At 42.3% G+C, this 19,104-nt stretch carries 15 protein-coding genes; 5 read left to right on the forward strand and 10 right to left on the reverse strand.

Annotated elements, in window-relative coordinates:
• Positions 1 to 14 precede the first annotated feature (14 nt).
• The 5 genes from KFT32_RS17265 to KFT32_RS17285 form a co-directional block, all read right to left on the reverse strand.
• Positions 15 to 1,259, reverse strand: coding sequence for a chloride channel protein (locus KFT32_RS17265; RefSeq protein WP_211748478.1), 1,245 nt, complete (start codon positions 1,257 to 1,259; stop codon positions 15 to 17).
• A gap of 237 nt (positions 1,260 to 1,496) precedes the next feature.
• The gene (locus tag KFT32_RS17270) at positions 1,497 to 2,120 is read right to left on the reverse strand and encodes a sugar O-acetyltransferase (RefSeq protein WP_211748479.1); all 624 of its coding nucleotides are present in this window, start codon (positions 2,118 to 2,120) and stop codon (positions 1,497 to 1,499) included.
• 170 nt (positions 2,121 to 2,290) lie between these two features.
• Complete coding sequence (locus tag KFT32_RS17275; RefSeq protein WP_211748480.1) at positions 2,291 to 3,121, reverse strand: phosphoenolpyruvate hydrolase family protein; 831 nt, start codon at positions 3,119 to 3,121, stop codon at positions 2,291 to 2,293.
• Positions 3,122 to 3,146: 25 nt separating this feature from the next.
• On the reverse strand, positions 3,147 to 4,355 hold the full coding sequence (locus KFT32_RS17280; RefSeq protein WP_211748481.1) for a Tm-1-like ATP-binding domain-containing protein: 1,209 nt from the start codon (positions 4,353 to 4,355) through the stop codon (positions 3,147 to 3,149).
• A gap of 143 nt (positions 4,356 to 4,498) precedes the next feature.
• Positions 4,499 to 5,731: a phosphoenolpyruvate hydrolase family protein gene (locus KFT32_RS17285; protein WP_211748482.1), complete on the reverse strand. Its 1,233-nt coding sequence runs from the start codon at positions 5,729 to 5,731 to the stop codon at positions 4,499 to 4,501.
• Between the two features lie 189 nt (positions 5,732 to 5,920).
• Here KFT32_RS17285 and scfA point away from each other — a divergent pair, with 189 nt between their 5' ends.
• Both scfA and scfB read left to right on the forward strand, forming a co-directional pair.
• Positions 5,921 to 6,070: a six-cysteine ranthipeptide SCIFF gene (scfA, locus tag KFT32_RS17290; protein WP_211748483.1), complete on the forward strand. Its 150-nt coding sequence runs from the start codon at positions 5,921 to 5,923 to the stop codon at positions 6,068 to 6,070.
• A gap of 34 nt (positions 6,071 to 6,104) precedes the next feature.
• Positions 6,105 to 7,493, forward strand: a complete 1,389-nt coding sequence (scfB, locus tag KFT32_RS17295) for a thioether cross-link-forming SCIFF peptide maturase (RefSeq protein WP_211748484.1) — start codon at positions 6,105 to 6,107, stop codon at positions 7,491 to 7,493.
• Between the two features lie 99 nt (positions 7,494 to 7,592).
• On the opposite strand, the gene KFT32_RS17300 is transcribed toward scfB, so the two are convergent.
• Positions 7,593 to 8,840 (reverse strand): helix-turn-helix transcriptional regulator, encoded by a 1,248-nt coding sequence (locus tag KFT32_RS17300; protein WP_211748485.1) that lies wholly within the window; start codon positions 8,838 to 8,840, stop codon positions 7,593 to 7,595.
• 158 nt (positions 8,841 to 8,998) lie between these two features.
• On the opposite strand from KFT32_RS17300, the gene KFT32_RS17305 reads away from it, so the two are divergent.
• Complete coding sequence (locus KFT32_RS17305; RefSeq protein WP_211748486.1) at positions 8,999 to 11,305, forward strand: glycoside hydrolase family 2 protein; 2,307 nt, start codon at positions 8,999 to 9,001, stop codon at positions 11,303 to 11,305.
• A gap of 17 nt (positions 11,306 to 11,322) precedes the next feature.
• Positions 11,323 to 12,729, forward strand: a complete 1,407-nt coding sequence (locus KFT32_RS17310; protein ID WP_211748487.1) for an MFS transporter — start codon at positions 11,323 to 11,325, stop codon at positions 12,727 to 12,729.
• Positions 12,730 to 12,907: 178 nt separating this feature from the next.
• On the opposite strand, the gene gnpA is transcribed toward KFT32_RS17310, so the two are convergent.
• Positions 12,908 to 14,992: a 1,3-beta-galactosyl-N-acetylhexosamine phosphorylase gene (gnpA, locus tag KFT32_RS17315; protein ID WP_211748488.1), complete on the reverse strand. Its 2,085-nt coding sequence runs from the start codon at positions 14,990 to 14,992 to the stop codon at positions 12,908 to 12,910.
• A gap of 12 nt (positions 14,993 to 15,004) precedes the next feature.
• Entirely contained in the window at positions 15,005 to 16,024 is a 1,020-nt protein-coding gene (locus KFT32_RS17320; RefSeq protein WP_211748489.1) for a glycoside hydrolase family 88/105 protein, read from the reverse strand.
• Positions 16,025 to 16,207: 183 nt separating this feature from the next.
• Between KFT32_RS17320 and KFT32_RS17325 the strand changes: the two genes are divergently transcribed.
• Complete coding sequence (locus tag KFT32_RS17325; protein WP_211748490.1) at positions 16,208 to 17,149, forward strand: helix-turn-helix domain-containing protein; 942 nt, start codon at positions 16,208 to 16,210, stop codon at positions 17,147 to 17,149.
• 155 nt (positions 17,150 to 17,304) lie between these two features.
• On the opposite strand, the gene KFT32_RS17330 is transcribed toward KFT32_RS17325, so the two are convergent.
• On the reverse strand, positions 17,305 to 17,793 hold the full coding sequence (locus tag KFT32_RS17330; protein WP_211748491.1) for a cation:proton antiporter regulatory subunit: 489 nt from the start codon (positions 17,791 to 17,793) through the stop codon (positions 17,305 to 17,307).
• Between the two features lie 27 nt (positions 17,794 to 17,820).
• A complete protein-coding gene (locus KFT32_RS17335; RefSeq protein ID WP_211748492.1) occupies positions 17,821 to 19,038 on the reverse strand; it encodes a cation:proton antiporter in 1,218 nt (405 codons plus the stop codon).
• Positions 19,039 to 19,104 lie beyond the last annotated feature (66 nt).

Genomic DNA, 19,104 nt, shown 5'->3' on the forward strand with positions numbered 1-19,104 from the left:
AGACTGTCGTATGATTATGAAGATTCAACCGATCTCCTTTTCTCTATCGCCTTAAACAGATATACCGGGAGGTATGCGGCTACGATCATCGGGATGATCAGCTTGATTGGAAAGATCATGATCAGAATCAGCACAACGGCGAGTGGTTTTTTAAGGACTGCACTGGTCAGTGAAGTCGTGACAATCGTGATGGAAGTTACGGGATCTATAGTGAATAACAAAGCCATTGCATAACCCACACTTACGCCTGCAAAAATAATAGGAAATATGTGTCCTCCGAGCCAGCCCGTCGATAAACAAAACTCAGTCAAAAACAGCTTCATTACGCCTAAGATCAACAACAGCCATATCGACATGTTGGTCCAATCGGCTGCTAATTCGACAAGCTCATGCTCTCCTGAAAACATCGTAAGCGGAAGAATCGTGCCTGTTACTCCAAGCACCAACCCTCCGACCACCGCTTTAATCACTTTATACCGATCCAGTGGTTTAAGCACCTTATGAAAAACACGCCCAAAAGACTCGTATAATTGAGCAAGCAATATACCTATGAAAATAAGCGGGATTATAGCTAAGATTTCTTGAGCACTTATGGTTGCCGGACCAAAATCAGCAATCGTAAATTGCCGGTTATCGATTTTGGATAACAATATGAATACACCAAAACCAGCGGCTGTCGTGATAGTATACACAAGAATCTTGAGTAACTTTATAAATTTGGGATCTTTCAGGTCTTCAAAGAACGTCGTCGTTCCGAATAACGGCGCTCTAAAAATCATACCAATTGTAGTTTCCACACCATACTGGATGATGATATCTCCATATTCATTTTCAACCTTTTTCTTCTTAACTCTCGATTTCAGAACATCTCCTACCCATGTGGACAGTCCGCCAACGATGCCAACCAAAGCTGCCTCGGGACCTAGGCTTGCTCCAAAAGACAGAACACACAGCGCAGTGATCGCACTTTTAAAGCCTGAACTGTAATCAATTCTTTTCGTCGCTTTGAATTCTGCCATCACAGCTTCCATATTACGCGGGTAATTGCCAAAGTGCTTTTGGCACAATCCTACCAAAATACCTCCGACTAAACATACAAGAATAGTCCAATATTGAACATGGACTACCCCAGGTAAAAAACCCCATAATAAGCGGGTCATTAACGATGTAGCCGCTAGAAAGCTCCAAGTCAAAAGCCCTGCAACTCCACCAATGATAATGCTATTCGCAATAAAACGACTTAAGCTCCACAATTTCATTCTTGTGCATTTCCCCTCCTTCCTCCTGAGTTCAAATTCGATCCTGGATTCATGGTTTTTAGGTATACCTACAATTATAATATTTTTAGCTGTGAGAGAAAAAACTATACCTAACAATACCTCATGCATGTGGGCGTTAGCTGATAACACTTTATACGATTTGTAGCTTTGAAGCAAAAAACACGCCATTTGTTGGCGTGTTTTTTATGTTTTGGATATGAGCCATACTATCACATCTTAAGCCCGCATTCCACCATGATCTAACGACATTCTTCTGTCTTTATAATAGTATTCCTTGTCGTGGTCGTTAATTTCGCGCAGCACTCGGCAGGGATTGCCGACTGCAACCACATTCGCTGGGATATCCTTGGTTACAATGCTGCCTGCACCAATCACGGTATTATCACCAATCTTAACGCCTGGAAGAAGAACAGCCCCCGCACCAATCCATACATTTCTGCCGATATGAACCGGTATGTTGAACTGTGTTACAGGCTCACGCAGTTCGGGCAGGACAGGATGACCTCCCGTAGCAACCGTCACATTCGGGCCAAACATCGTATAATCTCCTACATAGATATGAGTATCATCTACCATCGTCAGATTAAAGTTAGCGTATACATGACTTCCAAAATGAACATGCTTTCCGCCCCAATTCGCACGAAGCGGTGGCTCAATATAACAGTCCTCTCCGATTTCAGCAAACATTTCTTTCAAAAGCGCTTGGCGCTTTTCTCCTTCGGAAGGACGTGTTGCGTTAAAATCATACAGTTTCTCGAGACACTTCGCTTGTTCTTTCATCAGATCTTCATCGGTGCAGCTATAAATCTCGCCTGAATGCATTTTTTCATATGGTGTCATTATGTCGATCCCTCCTAGTTGATAGTATACTATGCTTTCTCGATTTATCTATTAGACATTCATAGTTTTACTCCAGTAGCAAAAAAGTGACACCGTCCATAATTCTGCTCCGATGTCACTTCTTCTATTAAAGTCTAGAGTAATCTAATCTCTCTACTAAACCTCACCTTTTATTTGGTGATGGTCTTAAATAATACGGTTTGTTCCTTAATCCCTTTCTCAGCGGCAAATCGCTCAATACTAGATGCCCCAAAGAATCCATCGATGCCTTCTGTTCTTTCAATGACATATGTAGCATCTTCAGGTTCAGCGATAGGTCCACCGTGACAAATGACCATAATGTCGGGATTCACTGCTTTGCCTGCTTTGATAATCGCTTCAATCTTTTCGACACAATCATCCAATGTAAGAGCGGTCTTTGCTCCAATAGTACCTTTTGTAGTCAATCCCATATGGGCTACCAAAATATCCGCTCCTGCTTCTGCCATGGCTTTGGCTTGCTCAGGATCAAATACATAAGGAGTTGTCAGCATGTCTAATTCATGCGCGGTTCTAATCATGTCTACTTCTAGATCATAACCCATCCCTGTCTCTTCCAGGTTCTGTCTGAATACTCCATCAATCAAACCTACAGTTGGGAAGTTCTGAACGCCACTAAACCCTTGGTCCTTAAGCTGTTTCAAATATACTTCCATCACTCGGAAAGGATCTGTTCCGCATACGCCTGCGAGTACGGGAGTATCTTTGACAACGGGTAACACTTCAGAGCCCATTTCTACAACAATTTGATTGGCATCTCCATAAGATAACAGCCCTGCCAGTGATCCGCGGCCTGCCATTCTATATCTTCCCGAGTTATAAACAATTAGCATATCTGCTCCGCCGGCTTCACTGCTTTTCGCCGTAATCCCTGTACCGGCTCCTACCCCCAAAAGAATTTTTCCATTCTTCACTTCTTCTCTGAACTTTGCCATAATTTCTGTTCGTGTATTTTTGTTCATGTGGATCTCCTCCATCTTGTTTGTATTATTTGCTCATGAGGTCAATTAGTTTTTGCGCCGCTGCTTCGGCAAACGCTACATCATTAATGGCACAATCCATTTCAATGATTTCTACAACATTACGGTTTATACCCTTTCTCAAGGTATCAAATAACATCTGATCTTCCTCTACTCCATAGAAGGCTTCCCCTGCAACATCAATGCCCGATATACCTTTAAGAGGTAACATTAAGACGGTTTTCTCTCTGGCCATATTTAGTTTCTGAGCGAGCTTTTTGCCAATGACTTCATTCTCTTCCACCGTTGTTCTCATGAGTGTTACCGTAGGGTTGTGTTTATAAAATTTATGTCCAGCAAATTTCTTGGGCACCGTATCGTAAGGTCCAAAGTTACACATATCAAGCGCACCTACCGATACAACCTGTGGAATATGATTTTTACTCGCTGCCTCTAAACGATGAGGACCTGCACTGAGCACACCGCCAATCAATTCATCAGCCCACTCAGTTGTGGTCAGATCTAATACCCCTTCAATAAACCCTGCCTCGATCAGTGCTTCCATGGACTGACCACCTACACCTGTAGCATGAAACACAAGTACTTCATATCCTCTAGCCTCAAGATAATTGCGGGCTGCCGTCACACAAGGAGTAGTTACACCAAACATGGTAGTGGCAATTAGCGGTTTCTTTTCGATTACTTGTTTATTTTCAAACTTAACCATCCCGGCGATGGCAAAGGCAGCATTCGTAAAAATCTTCGTTGAAATCGAGTTAAGCCCTGCAACATCTACTACCGACGGCATCATAACAATATCACTAGTACCTACATAGGGAGCCGTGTTCCCTGAAGCTACAGTCGAGACCATTACTTTCGGTACGCCAATCGGCAATGCCCGCATACCTGGTGTTACGAGTGAGGTTCCTCCGGTACCGCCAAAGGAGATAATTCCATCAAATTTACCTTGCTTATATAGTTCAGGTACTAGTTTTTCCATACCTTTAGATAATACTTCCGTCGCTAATGCCCGGTCTTTCTTGGCAGCGAGCTCATCCATATCAATACCTGCTGCCGCCGCTACTTCACGGTTCGTTACATCTGGTGTAAATGTAGGCTCAAATACACCGGTATGGATCGTAAACGTCCCCAGTTCTAGGTCTTCGAGCAATTTTTTAATATAGAGATACTCGTCACCTTTGGTGTCAAATGTTCCTGCGATTGCAATGGTTTTCACTTTTTAACCTCCTCTTCAATGCTGATAATCTAGCTTGTACCGTGCTAAATCATGATTTCGAGAACGATCGTAATAAAAAATGTATGATTAACTTACAAATTAATCATACTTCTTAGATTTAATTATGAAAACGCTTTTATGTCTTATGTTTTTGTGTTTATGTTAGATTTATATTGTTTTGGACTACAACCTTTGTACTTTTTGAACATTTTGCTAAACTGTGCGTAATCTTGGTACCCCACCAATGGAGCTAACTCAGATAACTGCACATTCTCTCTGTCTAATATTTCGGCTGCCTTATCCATGCGATATTGCACGATATACGTCTGGAAGCTGCAACCTACTTGTTTTGTAAACAAGCTGCTTAAGTAGCTTCGGGATACATGTGCCACCTTAGCTAAATCTATAAATGAAATCTCATTCATGTAATTCTGGGCTACGTACTCTTTTACAAATTCAACATAGTCATAGTGCTTCGTAATGCCATCTAACATTTTGACCAAGAGGTCGTCTTCGTCAAGCTTCCCCGATCCCTTAAAAGCTTTTGTTATATTGGTAATGGACTTCTCTGAAGGAATTCTCTCAAAAGCAGATCCCCCAATGTACCCCATTAAATTCTCATTATTACTATACATATACTGCACATCAATTGGCGTTTTCACAGGTCCACCATACACTAACTTAATAATATCTGGCTTTAACTCATTGCATCTACTAAATATCTTGTCCGCTTTCACCTTAGCCGCTTCCAGGGAGAATACTTTCTTCGCTCCTAATAATCCCCCTTCCGTTAATCCTAAGTGCGCACAAATCACATCCGCTCCAGCCTCGATCATCTGAGCTGCTTGAATTTCATCAAATACAAAAGCAACCGTAAACAGACCCTTCTCATGGGCCATTCTTATCGCTTCTACTTCAAGTAGATACCCATTTCTATCTTCTTCGAGCGCTTCTCTAAATTGACCGTCTATTAATCCCAGCGTGGGGTAATTATTAATACCAGCGAATCCCCTATCCTTTATTTCACTTATGTAAGCTTCCATATCCTTTGTCGGATCGGTTGCATTCAGACCAAATAGGATAGGAATATCTCTAACTAAAGGGATGATCTCTCTTGATGCAAAGTCCATAACCATATCATTGCTATTGCAAAATGGTAAAAAACCAGCGAGTGAACTTCTTCCCATTTGACGAAATTTACCCGAGTTTAACGTCAGAATAAAATCGGCTCCACCCTGCTTTACATACTTTGCTGTTATTCCTGCACCTGTGCCTACGCCAATAATATGATTGCCCATTTCTAATTGTGATTTGAGATTGTCTAGGATTTGATCTCTGTTCATACTTACGAATCCCCCGATCCACGATATAGCCATTGTTACTCCTGTAATAAAGCTTATCTTGAATTTCATTATCGTTACAACTCTTTCTAGAAATCTTCTAACGCCTGTCCCAGTGTGATTTATTTGATTGATATACATCCGAGGTTGTAGATACCATAGGTCATTGAAGTACATATTATTTTGTTACTTTTGAATGAATTCAATGACAGAGGAGTTATCAAGATGAAAAGAATCGTAACACTTAGTACTCGTAAACTGATGGATACCGCGAAATACGGTGGATGCGGGGCATGCCAGACATCTTGCCAGTCCGCTTGTAAAACTTCCTGCGGCGTTGCCAACCAGCGCTGTGAAAATCCAATGAATAAATAGGATTTTACGCATAAAAGGAGCTTGATTAACAAGGATGATTCATCAATATCAACTGAACGGATACAACATTGTACTCGACACCTACAGCGGCTCTGTACATGTTGTTGATGACCTCGCATACCAAATCATTGAGCTGTATGAGCATACTTCTCCAGAAAAAATTCTGAGTATGATGCTGGAACAATATAAGCACGATGCAGACATTAGGGAGAAAGACATTCGTGATACCCTCGCGGCTGTTGAGGAGCTCAAAAATACGGGACAGCTCTTTACGAACGATCCGTATGAAAATCTCTCCAAGGATTTAAGAAATCGAACAACGTATGTTAAAGCGCTCTGTCTCAATGTCGCACATACCTGCAATCTATCCTGCGACTATTGCTTCGCGAGTCAGGGAAAATACAATGGCGATCGGGCCATCATGAGCTATGAGGTTGGACAAAAGGCGATCGATTACCTGCTAGAAAATTCAGGTCATCACAGAAACCTTGACATTGACTTTTTCGGCGGCGAACCGCTTATGGCCTGGAAAGTCGTCAAACAGATTGTCGCTTATGCCAGAAGTAAGGAACCGGAATATAACAAAAAGTTCCGTTTCACCTTCACCACAAACGGCATGCTGCTGAACGATGAGGTCACCGAATTTTTAAATCAGGAAATGTACAACGTCGTACTCAGTCTGGATGGAAGAAAAGAGGTTCATGATCGGCTCCGCACAACCGTTACCGGAAAAGGAAGCTATGATCATATTGTACCGAAGTTCCAGGAATTCATCCGAAAGCGCGGAGACCAGGAATACTATGTACGAGGAACCTACACGCGGAATAATGTCGATTTCACGAGCGATATCTTTCATATCGCAGACCTTGGCTTTGATAAAATCTCGATGGAACCGGTTATCTGTGATCCGAGGGAGCCTTATGCGCTAACCGAAAAGGACCTCCCGGAAATTTATAACCAGTACGAAATTCTCGCCAAGGAAATGATTGAGCGTGATGAACAAGGTGAAGGCTTTACCTTTTATCATTACATGCTTGACCTATCGGAAGGCCCTTGCATTCAGAAAAGAATTACCGGCTGTGGATCAGGAACAGAGTATCTGGCTGTTACGCCATGGGGAGAGCTTTTCCCTTGCCACCAATTCGTTGGAGATGAAGCGTATAGCATGGGAAACCTCTGGGACGGGATCACACAACCTGACTTGCAATGTCAATTTAAAGAGAGCAACTGCTACTCGAAGCCAGAATGCAAAGATTGCTGGGCCAAGCTCTACTGCAGCGGCGGCTGTCCTGCTAATGCCCTGCACGCGACGGGTTCCATCAACGGCATCTATGACTTTAGCTGTGATGTATTCCGCAAGCGGGTTGAATGCTCCATGATGGTAAAAGTTGCTGAGTCGATGAGAGCGCTGGAGAGAGAATAATCTACATAGGTACGGTAAAAAAAGAGGGGCTAGATCCCCTCTTTTTTACATGATCTGAGGTATCAAACAACTGCATAACTGTCATTTTGTTCCAGATAATCAAGTGTGTTGCACCGAGTTTTTTACGCATTTTTTTATATATTGGGATGGGGTGAGAGAAGTGATTTTTTTAAATACCCTTGTGAAATAATTGGCATCATTAAATCCTACCATGAAAGCGACTTCGGTGATGCTATACTTCCCCCTGCTTAAAAATAGTTTTGCATTTTCGACCCTCATAGAGTGGATATATTCAATCACATTCATGTTTGTCTCCTCCTTAAACTTTCTGGAAAGAAGGGTTGGATTCACCTTAATTACATCCGCGATTTCCTCTAATGTCAAAGGATGATCCAAAAATAATTGAATATAATCCACCGCTTTCTTCACAATGAAGCTGTAACTACGGGTTGAATAGGTATGAATCATTTCGCAATATTCATTGATCATTTGAATCAGCAAACTGTTGCTTTGCTGAAGAGAAGAAATTTTTTCAATCAGAATAGAGAATTTCCCAGATATATGATGAATGAATAAGGGATGAACGCTCCCTTTCTCAGCCGAGATTCTGCATAGTGTATTTAACACCAACAGGCTGTTCTTGACAGCGCGAATCGGCTGACCCGGAAAGCGATTCAAAAATAGCTGCAGTGGGGCCTCTTCCTTAAAGATCATTCGGATCGCTTTCTTATCTCCTTTCGAAATTAAATCAATCATTATCTTCTCGCCCTCGTATCTCTCCTCGATAGATTTGTTGCTTTCCGCATGGATTTCGGTTCTGTCTTCAGAAGGGTAGCGCTTTGACTGCAGAGCTATCTCGTGTGCTTGAATCGGCTCATAATTAGATAGACGGACAAGCAAATAGCCCAGCGCCTCCTTTTCCATACTAGAAATCACCGGAAGCGACTCATAAAAATTCCACAAGAGTACCTGCTGACCGATTGGCAGTTGATTATTCGCCATGATATAGCTCATGGAGTCTTTAGAAGGAATGCTCGACAATAAAGGCCCTATTGCAATGGATCCATAAAATTGCTGCTTATTCCAAATCCCCACCGCAATGTACCCGAGCCCATAGGAATTCACATAATAAATAAAATGATTTGGCAGATGTTCTTCAAGACTACTGTTGATGACGGAAAAATCCTGATCGATATTGTGCAGCACAGCAGGAAATTCATGACTGATCTGCTGAACGAGCACAGTTCCATTTGGATCGATGATTCGCACATCCATTTTCGTAAGTGTATTGATTACAAGGCCCATTTTTGGAAAGTCACCTAGAAAAGTCTCAAGGATATTGCTCATATAAACCTCCCCTTTACGATTTATATTTTTTAAAAATGTGCTACTAAAGAAAAAATCGTGCGATACCCAAGACCTAAGAACTAATACAATCCAATTAAAGCGCTTTCACATTATTTTATATAGTGCTAAGGGCTTTATCAACTAAGGGGGGTCTTGCTGTGCGAAAGACAATAAATCTTAACCAGGGCTGGGTATTTTTGAAGGATGACGACGAAAGCGTAATTCAATCGACCTTTCAGAACGAGAACTGCGAACCTATCGATCTTCCTCATACTTGGAATGCTATTGACGGAGCGAACGGTTATGAATATCTCAAAGGAGCTTTCTGGTACCGAAAAGAGTTTACCATTTTGTCCCGTGAGAAAGGCAATAAAGTTTTTATCGAATTTCATGGGTCCAATAGCATTACGGATGTTTACGTAAACACCATCCATGTCGGACAGCACCGAGGAGGGTATTCCATCTTCCGCTTCGATATTACGGAAGCGATCGAGTTCGGCAAGACAAATATACTGACTGTGAAGGTAGATAACACGGTCTACGACGATGTATATCCCCAAATGGCCGATTTTACGTTCTACGGCGGAATCTATCGTGATGTAAATCTGGTGATCGTGAATCCGGTCCACTTCGATTTGCTCGATTACGGCTCGCAAGGCATTTATATCGTCCAGGACGAAGTCACGCAAGAACGAGCTAGCTTGAGCATTAAAACAAAGATCACGAATGATCGGCACGAAGAAAAGAAAGTAAGACTATGGGTGGATCTTCTCAATCAGCAAGGAGAATCTGCTGGATATGCGGCGCAAGAAGTTATCCTAGGGGCCGGAGAAACGAAGGAAGTGACCGTCCCTGCCGTAATCGAGAATCCGGAACTATGGAACGGACGAAAAAATGCCTATCTCTATCAAGCCAATATATCCTTAACAAGCTTCAACGATACGATTGACGAGGTTTCTATTCCATTCGGCTTACGATATTTCACCGTGGATCCGGATCAAGGATTTTTCTTGAATGGCGAGCATCTTCCACTGCACGGGGTTTCCCGGCATCAAGATCGTAAAGACATGGGGTGGGCCATTACAAAACAAGAACATAAAGAAGATATGGAGCTCATCAAAGAAATCGGTGCTACTTCGATTCGCCTCGCTCACTATCAACATGATCAGTATTTCTACGATCTTTGCGACCAAGAGGGCATGGTCATTTGGGCAGAGATTCCGTTTATTTCAGTCATGTCGAAAACAGAACTCGAAGGCAAGAGCGCAAAGCAGCAGATGATGGAACTCATCCGTCAGAACTACAATCATCCCTCCATTATGTTTTGGGGAGTACAAAACGAAATCCAAATCGGAGGCGACAGACCGGAAGTTAGAAGACTGGTCAAAGAATTGAATGAACTGACGAAAAAGGAAGATCCGACTCGTCTTACAACCATGGCAAATGTCAGCTTCGTAGAAATGGATGATGAGTACAACTACATCACCGATACGATCGGATATAACCATTACTTCGGCTGGTACGGTGGAAAGCCAGAAGACTTCGCCGGCTGGCTGGATCGTTATCACGAGATGAATCCGAGCGTAAATCTTTGCATTTCCGAATATGGCGTAGAGGGAATCATCCAATATCACACGAGCGATCCTAAGGTGAAGGACTATACGGAAGAATATCATGCTCTAGTTCATGAAAAGGTATGGAGTATTTTTGAGAAGCGCCCTTTCCTCTGGGCGACCTATGTGTGGAATATGTTCGACTTTGGTGCCAACATTCGCGATGAAGGCGGCGTGAAGGGAAGAAACAACAAAGGCTTAGTCACGTATGATCGAAAAATCAAAAAAGATGCTTTCTATTTGTACAAAGCCAATTGGTCTGATACAAAGTTCGTTCATATTGCCGGTAAACGTTTCGTTGACCGGACAGATTCGGAAATCACTGTAAAAATTTATTCGAACTGCGATGAAGTGATCTTGCATGTTAACGGCGCTGAAGTGGCAGCGAAAACTAGCGATAATCATATCTTCCATTTCGAGAATGTCCTCTTGCAGGACGGCTTAAACGAGATCAAAGCGGTTTCCAGAATAGACGATGCGATCTATCAGGATGTTGCAAGATTTAACAGAATCGCTGAGCCGAATCTGAGCTATGAAGCTCCGGAAGATAAAGGCGGAGTCATTTCAAACTGGTTTAAGATGCCGGAGGATGCGAACGAGGACATTGTAATGGAAGAGCTCGAGATTACTCCGGACGTGTATTCGTCACGCGATACCATTGGAGCGCTGATGGAAAATGAACAGACCCGTGAGGTACTGAAAAAGTACATGGGCGACTTAAGCGAAAATCCGATGTTCGATATGTTGAAATCGCTCAAAATTGATATGATCGCTTCTCTATCGGACGAATTCTCCGACAAATTGCTATACCGATTAAACAAAGAATTGATCCAGATTAAAAAGATGAAATAAAGAAGGAGCGTGCAAATATGTCCACCCCTGCTCTGAAAAGTGATGTGCACACCCCGATCGACCAAAACCGTCCATTCGGGTGGCGAGATAAGTTCGGTTATTTGTTCGGCGATTTGGGGAACGACTTCTTCTTTATTCTCACCAGCTCTTTTTTAATGGTTTTTTACACGGACATTTTCCATATTAGCGCGGCGACGGTAGGTATACTGTTTCTGGTCGCCCGTTTGTGGGATGCATTCGCGGATATGGCCTGGGGAAGGTTCATCGATACAAGAAAGGCAACTCCAACAGGAAAATTCAAACCATGGATTTTAAGAATGTCCTTGCCGCTCGTTGTTTCAGGTGTGTTAATGTTCGTCTCCATTCCAGGCATGTCTGACGGGTTCTATCTCGCCTGGGCATTCGTGACGTATATCGTATGGGGAACTTTGTATAGCACAGTGAACATTCCCTACGGATCCATGGCATCTGTGATCACCGAAGACCCGGTCCACCGTACAACGTTATCCACTTGGAGAACGATGGGCGCCATGTTAGCTGGCCTTGTCATTGGTGTGCTCGGTCCTTTGATCGTGTTTGTGGATAATAAGATTTCTGCAGATCGTATGTTCATGGCCTCTGTAATCTTCGGCGTTCTGGCCATATGCTGCTATCTGGCTTGCTACAAGCTGTCGACAGAACGGATTGTAGCGTCTGAAGCAACGAAAGAAAAAATGAATATGAGAACCACAATGAAAAGCTTGGTCAAAAATAAACCTTTGATTTCCATTTTGGCTGCCTCACTTATCATGCTCGTTTGTACGATGTTATCCGGTACGGTAAATACCTATTTGTTTAAAGATTATTTCGGTAATACCGCTGCATTAAGTGTGGTAGGTTTATCCCAGATCGTCGCTACGTTCCTTGCCATTCCGTTAGCTAAGCCGCTAGTTGCCAGGTTCGGGAAGAAGGAAATCGCATCGATGGGAATGCTGATCGCATCCATCTCGTATTTTATCCTCTTTCTCTTACCCGAGCCTACTGTGACGCAATACATTATCGTAGCCGGCATTGGGATGTTCGGAATGGGCTTCATGAGCATCGTTTCCTGGGCGTTCGTTACGGATGTAATCGATTATCATGAATTTTTATCTGGATTGCGGGAAGATGCGACCGTGTATGCGCTCTATTCTATGGCAAGAAAAATCGGTCAGGCCATTGCAGGAGGTATTGGCGGATTCGCTATCGCAGCGGTAGGATATAACGCTAGCATAGAGAAGCAGTCGGAAGATACATTACAGGGAATCTTTTCTCTGGCAACTTTGGTACCGGGCATTATCTTCCTTGTGGTATTCCTCATCCTTGTGTTCTTCTATCCGCTGAATAAGCAGCGCACAAACCAGTTGTCTTCTGATTTAGTGGCAAGAAGAAATAAGCATTTATAAAATGTAACATGTAATGAAAATCTGTTGTGCCAGCTGACACCACACCATGCTAGGTAAATCGCCCAATATAATACCTATCTAAGTTCAAGGGGTCACTTCAATATGAAGTGCATCCCTTGAACTTAGTCATTGGAATAACTCCTTGGTATGAATATCCGAAGGCCTTTACCCGAATATATTAATCACCAATCGTTCTTATTATCGTGTCATACGGATCTAATTCCATCGTTTGTTTTCCATACTCCGTATCAATCGTCGTTCTTTGAACTTGATCGCTATTGTTGATAACAACTAAGATTCTACTTTCTGGATAGTAAGCACACTCTGTATATAAGTTATCTGTAATGTATTTCGTTTCATGTAACTCACCACCTGCAAAGCGGATCATATTCAGCAGTAATCTAGTATTTTCCCAACTGAATTCGAAAGAAGGAAGGTAGATCCCCTTGCCTTTCCCGAAGGCATGAGTAGACAGTGTGATCATGCCACTCGTTTCCTCCACTACTTCAGCTGACCCATCGGTAAGATAAATGTTATTCTTGGGCGTTATGCTGGCCCCTTCTGGTACCAAACCATGCTCGTCCTGAGCCTCATAAGCCCATCTGCCATGAGCTACCCTTGCACCGGTATCCTCATCTAGCCCGAGAACATGTGCCATTCTGAAAAAGCTGTCGTATCCATGGACAGCCGAAGGCTGGTTAATTCCAATATAGGTACCACCCTCATACACCCATTTGGTCAGTAAGTCCACACACTTGTGGTCATTCCAATGCTCTCCACCGCTCCACGCTGAACCGGCAGACCCTGCATTGATGACTACATCACAATCCTGAAGTATTCTCTGACGGATATCTTCAAAATCAATGAACTGCACTTCAATGGGTAGTCCCGATAAGGCTTCATTGATATGGATCAGATCATGCATATATGTTTCATGGAAATGGCCGGACAATGTCCACGATCTTAATTTGCCCCAGCTATGCAGAATGGCTACCTTCGTCTTTATTTGATAGGGTTTACCTTTATAATGCAGCTCTTTGATTTCTCTGAATTCATTAGCAATCTTTTCGATGTAATCGCAAAAATCCGGATAAGGCTCTACCAGATGCAGATATCCACCCAGTCCAATCCGGTCAACAGGCTCACGTAGCAGAGCGCGCCGGATGTGAATCCAATACTTCTTGGCATCGAGTGTGGGGTCGCCGCCCTCCATAAAAGTAGGAAGTCCACCTAAACCAACCGGAAATAAGTAGGGATGCAGCCGAATCTCATGAGTATCTACTTTCACACCTGAACACAGCCTTGCCTCATATCCTGAGAACACACATTTAATCATCCCGTCAAATCCAAACTCGTAAAAGCGGTCATTATAAGGCTCCATGCCAACCCAGCTGTCATCATAAAAGACATACGCCAGCTTGTCATGATTATGCACGATATCAATTAATTTCTTACCAAATCCGATGACAAAATCATTGATAAACGCCATGTAATCCAGCTTGCGCTGCTGCGCCGGGATATGACTGACGCGATATTTCCCACCGTTCACAAAATCTTCAGCTGTGAGCGCATACCCATATTTTTTTTCAAACAGATCAAGCGCCCTTGAACTTACCGTAAAATCGTATGACCCCCAGTCCGTGAACAAATGGCGATTGCGCTCATGACTGCCCCAAATCCAGGCAAAATTATAAAATAAGGAGGTAAAGCGAACAACTGTTGTTTCTTTATGCTTAAGACACCAATCTTCCATCCACTCCAGCAGATACCTTTGCGTTTCTAAATAGATAGGATCAATCTGCATCAAATGCTCTTTGTCCCAATGATTCGTTGTATGATTATACATAGAGATCTCTTCCCAGATCCGGTAAGCCATGAAACTTACTGTGTACTTATGCCAAGGAACAAGTCCAGTAATGACCACATTTCCCGATTCTCTTTCATAATTCCACTGTTCTCTTGAAACTTCTTCCCCGATTGTTCTGTCATATACCTGCCAGTACTTCATCGCCTCTTTGGAGTCATTTACTCTGAATTGTTCTTCAAAGAAATCCTCCATCAGATAGATAGATATATAATCTTGTACAGCTACCTTGGGATTGGTAATTAAAAAACACTGCTGCAGCTTATCAAGATTCTGGCTCGCCCACTCGTTATGATCTCTAATGATACAAATTGTAGAATAAATGCCGTACCCCTCGTTTATAATCTCATAACCAGATTCGCCTGGTAGTGTAAAAGCTCCCGTTGTTTTTTTGGACAAGGTTGACCCCTCCTATCTAAGCATATCGGACAGAAAAGAGAGTGCTAAGCCTTGACCCCAGCCTTGAATCCAGTCTTTTGGAATATTGCGGTACCCATCCCGGTCTTTCATCACCGCTGTTCCGCCTGATACCCCCAGCACTCGTCCATCTTCGGTAATGTTGTTCAAGACGCCCACCAAAGCCTTTTGCACATACTTGGTATGTAGTGGATTGCCGTTATTAATCATGGCAGCCGCAATACCGCAAGAGGCAGATACTTCTTCATAGGACTCCTCATCATTCAGTACGGTCCGCCACAAGCCATTCTCCGTTTGCACAAGCTTCAGTGCCGCCAGTTGATCCCGAAGTGAACACTCCACGTCCATGCACTGTGGATATAAGTACCAGTCTTTCAAATGCATTTTGACTTGTGACATGGTGTATGCTCCCCAAGCATTCGCTCGTCCCCAGAAAAATCCGGACATGTGATCCTGCTCGATATTATTGTAGCCATGATACCAGAACCCACTGCTAGGATCTTGCAGGTATTTGATATGCCAGTAGTATTGATTTAAGGCATCTTGGATCATTGCCTCATCTTTTAATTTGGTTCCTACTCGAAGCAGAAAAAATGCCGCCATAAATAAGGTATCCGCCCATGCCTGTTCCGGGAAATCATTCTTAGCCGATACCGTATGCTGCAGAACGTTGTCTCCAAACCTGAGCGCATGATTCTGGAGGTAATCCACCTTACTCATCACAATATCCCAATACTTCTGATCCTCTGTTTCTTCATACAACGTAATCAGCATATGGCCCATGGCACATGTGTTTACCGTCCAATGCGGCAAGCCCAGCTCAATATATTCATCTGCCCAATGGACAAGCATATTCAAATACTCTTTATTCCCTGTGGTTTGATAGGCTCTGGATACACCATAATAAGCCACACCGCAAGGCCAGTCCCACGTTAAATCCATCGCCATTGTTTTTTTGACGACGTTGTCGATGACGTTTAACATCTTTTCCCTGTCATAATTTAATTGAAGCATCTGTATTCCCCTCTCATATGGAAGCGCTTTATTAATTCTATTGTAAACAGCTTTAAGGTCTAGATCTAAGCATATCCAAAGAAAAACTACGCATTTACAACCATTTATTTCATATTAAAGGTTGAATTTGGCATAATGTTGACCTATACTAAGGCACAAATCAACGGAATGGGGATATAGAGTATGCCCAGAAAAAAGAAACCCGTCATTGAATATCGCCACTATAGCTTGCCTATCCACTTCCCTATCTTGCTATTAAGCGGTGAACGTTGGAAGATTTCCGATATCAAAAGCAATCATCTCCATTTCCATAACCATTTGGAGATTGGCATATGTCATTCGGATAGTGGCTTCATGGAGATCAAAGGGGAATCTGTACCTTTTAAAGCTGGCGATGTAACCTTCATTCCGAGGTATCTCCCTCATACGACGTACAGTTCGCCAAACACAGCTAGTCTCTGGTCCTATCTCTTTTTTTCACCTGAAGACCTCTTTAAGCATTCATTTAAAGGTGCATACCATAACTTCGAGCCAAATTTGTGGATGCTAAAGGGAACGAATTGTATATTAAGCAAGGAGAAACATCCTAAGATTTATACACTCGCTACGTCGGTCGTAGAAGAATTAAAACAGCAAAATTCTTACTATCAGGAAAGTGCCTATGGTTTATTGCTATCCCTATACATAGAACTCCTTAGAATTTATTCCATGAATGAACCATTGGAAAATCAAGAATCCGAGCACAAGCAGAAAGACGATTTTGTCATTTCTCCGGTACTGGAGTATATAACTAAACACTATATGAAACCGATCACCATCGATTTTTTGGCCGATCTGTGTCACTTAAGTACCACTCATTTCCGAAGAAAATTTCATGAAATGATGGGGACGGCACCTCTCGATTTCCTAAACAGCACCCGAATTGAAGAAGCCTGTAAGAAATTAAAAAGTACGGATGATTCCATACTTTCCATCTCCGAGCAAGTCGGTTTTCAATCCATTTCCAGCTTCAATCGATGTTTCTCCAAACTTAAGGGAGAGTCTCCCAAACAATGGCGTAAAGGGGCACGTGCAGGAGCGCAATCTACAAAAGCGTCTATACTTGAGTTTACGGGGTGGGTATAATCTATACACACAAAGAGGGATCTAAAATACTGCAAAAATAAAGACGCCCCTGTAAGCGTTTACCGAGCGTCTTATGGTGTTCCTATATGTTGTTATTTACTTGCGTATCTCATTTTCTCGACCTGACTTTTTCTATCACAACTCATTAAATTGCTTTATCCTTCTAGCAGTAAATCATTCAGCAGCTTAATTTGTTTTCTCTCTCCAGCTATAACGAGCGTCATACCCACCATTAGTTTATCTTCTGGTCCAGGATTAATCTTCTGCTTGCCCTTCTCAACAATAGCAAGAATCGTTGCCCCTGTTCGTGCTCTAACTTGTAATTCCTTAATCGATTTATTATTACATTTAAAGTGTGGTTCTATTTTGCACCATTCAATTACAAGTTCATCAAGCGTCACTTGAATTGTATCGAGCTCTTTGGGTTTGTACTGCATGCCTCCAATAATGGACGCGATCTGTCTAGACTCTTCATCATCCAAGCTGACTTGAGAGATGCATTCATCTGGATCCTCATCTAAAAAATGATAGAGTTCTCTTCTTCCATCATTATGAATGACAACAACTATCTTACTACCCGAATTCGATTCCATCTGATACTTTTTCCCGATTCCAGGAAGATCAGATTCTCTTATAGTTCCCATCTACGTATACCTCCACCATTCAATATATCAGTTTGCATTTTTCGATTTTTCTTTACCTTTGTTCCATTTAAATAATTTGTTTAAGCCCTTATAGATATGTTTCGATTCTTTCGCCAGTAACGGCCCAATAATAGCCAATATTAACACATATAGAGCAGAAAATGGTTTGAGAATCGGTAATAATCCTGCGGACATGCCTAAATTAGCTACAATAATCGTGAACTCTCCACGAGCCATAACCGTAAGGCCAATGTTAGTTGAAGCCTTATGAGATAGCCCCGCATTCCGGCCTGCAATCATTCCCGCTACAATATTCCCCACCATGGTTAGCACGACAGCCCCTATCGCAATCCATGCAGCGTCACCAAGTGTTAATGGATCAATACTGAGACCAAAGCTAAAGAAGAAGATAGCACCAAAAAAATCTCGGAACGGAATCACAAGATGCTCAATCCTCTTACTATGTGTGGTTTCCGATAAGGCGAGTCCAAACAATAAGGCCCCGATGGCTTCTGCTACATGCAACGTCTCGGAAAAACCTGAGATAAAAAACAAAAGTGAAAATACGACAATAATAAATATTTCATTGGATGTGATATTTAACAGCTTGTTGAGCAAAGGCGTTCCTTTCCTTGCAATGACGAAGAACAGCAGCATATACCCCATTGAGATCGCTACAGAGAGCAGGATTCCACCAATCGAAGTTGCTCCTCCAAGCAGAAGACCCGACATCACGGATAGGAAAACCGCAAGGAATAAATCATCAAATAAGATCATGCCCAAGATGAGCTCTGTTTCGGAATTACCGGTCCGTCTGAAATCAACCAATACCTTCGCCACAATGGCTGTAGAAGATACAGACAACATGCCTGCAATAATTAACGTTTCATATAGTGGAAAATTCACCATGAATCCATACGCTAAACCAATAATAAAATTAATGAGAACGTATACCGTTCCACCAAACACAATATTACGACCTGATTTAATTAATTTGGAGACCGAAAACTCGAGTCCAATATAAAATAATAAAAATAGAACTCCAATACGTCCTAAAAATGTGATTAATTCATTGCTTTCAATGAAGGTCAAATCAATTAAACCAATCGTTGGTGCATGCGGACCAACTAACATCCCCAAAACAATTAAAAAAGGTATGATTGAAAACTTGAATTTACCTGCGATCAGCGAGAATACCGCTATGAGTAACAATGCGGTTCCAACTTCGAAGATCATATGATCCATACAAATTCATCTCCCTCCTATGTAAGCGTAATCAGTCCATCAAATTCTATTATAGCTATTAAAAAA

Origin of the sequence: Paenibacillus sp. Marseille-Q4541 (genome assembly GCF_018310695.1) — a bacterium.
In the GTDB taxonomy this organism is placed as follows: domain Bacteria; phylum Bacillota; class Bacilli; order Paenibacillales; family Paenibacillaceae; genus Paenibacillus.

What these genes read in the sequence shown, in the direction of transcription:
- KFT32_RS17285 (WP_211748482.1), bottom strand. Translation starts at nt 5,731, where the DNA reads ATGGCTATATCGTGGATCGGGGGATTCGTAAGTATGAACAGAGATCAA.
- KFT32_RS17335 (WP_211748492.1), bottom strand. Translation starts at nt 19,038, where the DNA reads ATGGATCATATGATCTTCGAAGTTGGAACCGCATTGTTACTCATAGCG.
- KFT32_RS17265 (WP_211748478.1), bottom strand. Translation starts at nt 1,259, where the DNA reads ATGAAATTGTGGAGCTTAAGTCGTTTTATTGCGAATAGCATTATCATT.
- scfB (WP_211748484.1), top strand. Translation starts at nt 6,105, where the DNA reads ATGATTCATCAATATCAACTGAACGGATACAACATTGTACTCGACACC.
- KFT32_RS17275 (WP_211748480.1), bottom strand. Translation starts at nt 3,121, where the DNA reads ATGAACAAAAATACACGAACAGAAATTATGGCAAAGTTCAGAGAAGAA.
- KFT32_RS17270 (WP_211748479.1), bottom strand. Translation starts at nt 2,120, where the DNA reads ATGACACCATATGAAAAAATGCATTCAGGCGAGATTTATAGCTGCACC.
- scfA (WP_211748483.1), top strand. Translation starts at nt 5,921, where the DNA reads ATGAAAAGAATCGTAACACTTAGTACTCGTAAACTGATGGATACCGCG.
- KFT32_RS17300 (WP_211748485.1), bottom strand. Translation starts at nt 8,840, where the DNA reads ATGAGCAATATCCTTGAGACTTTTCTAGGTGACTTTCCAAAAATGGGC.
- KFT32_RS17320 (WP_211748489.1), bottom strand. Translation starts at nt 16,024, where the DNA reads ATGCTTCAATTAAATTATGACAGGGAAAAGATGTTAAACGTCATCGAC.
- KFT32_RS17325 (WP_211748490.1), top strand. Translation starts at nt 16,208, where the DNA reads ATGCCCAGAAAAAAGAAACCCGTCATTGAATATCGCCACTATAGCTTG.
- KFT32_RS17310 (WP_211748487.1), top strand. Translation starts at nt 11,323, where the DNA reads ATGTCCACCCCTGCTCTGAAAAGTGATGTGCACACCCCGATCGACCAA.
- KFT32_RS17330 (WP_211748491.1), bottom strand. Translation starts at nt 17,793, where the DNA reads ATGGGAACTATAAGAGAATCTGATCTTCCTGGAATCGGGAAAAAGTAT.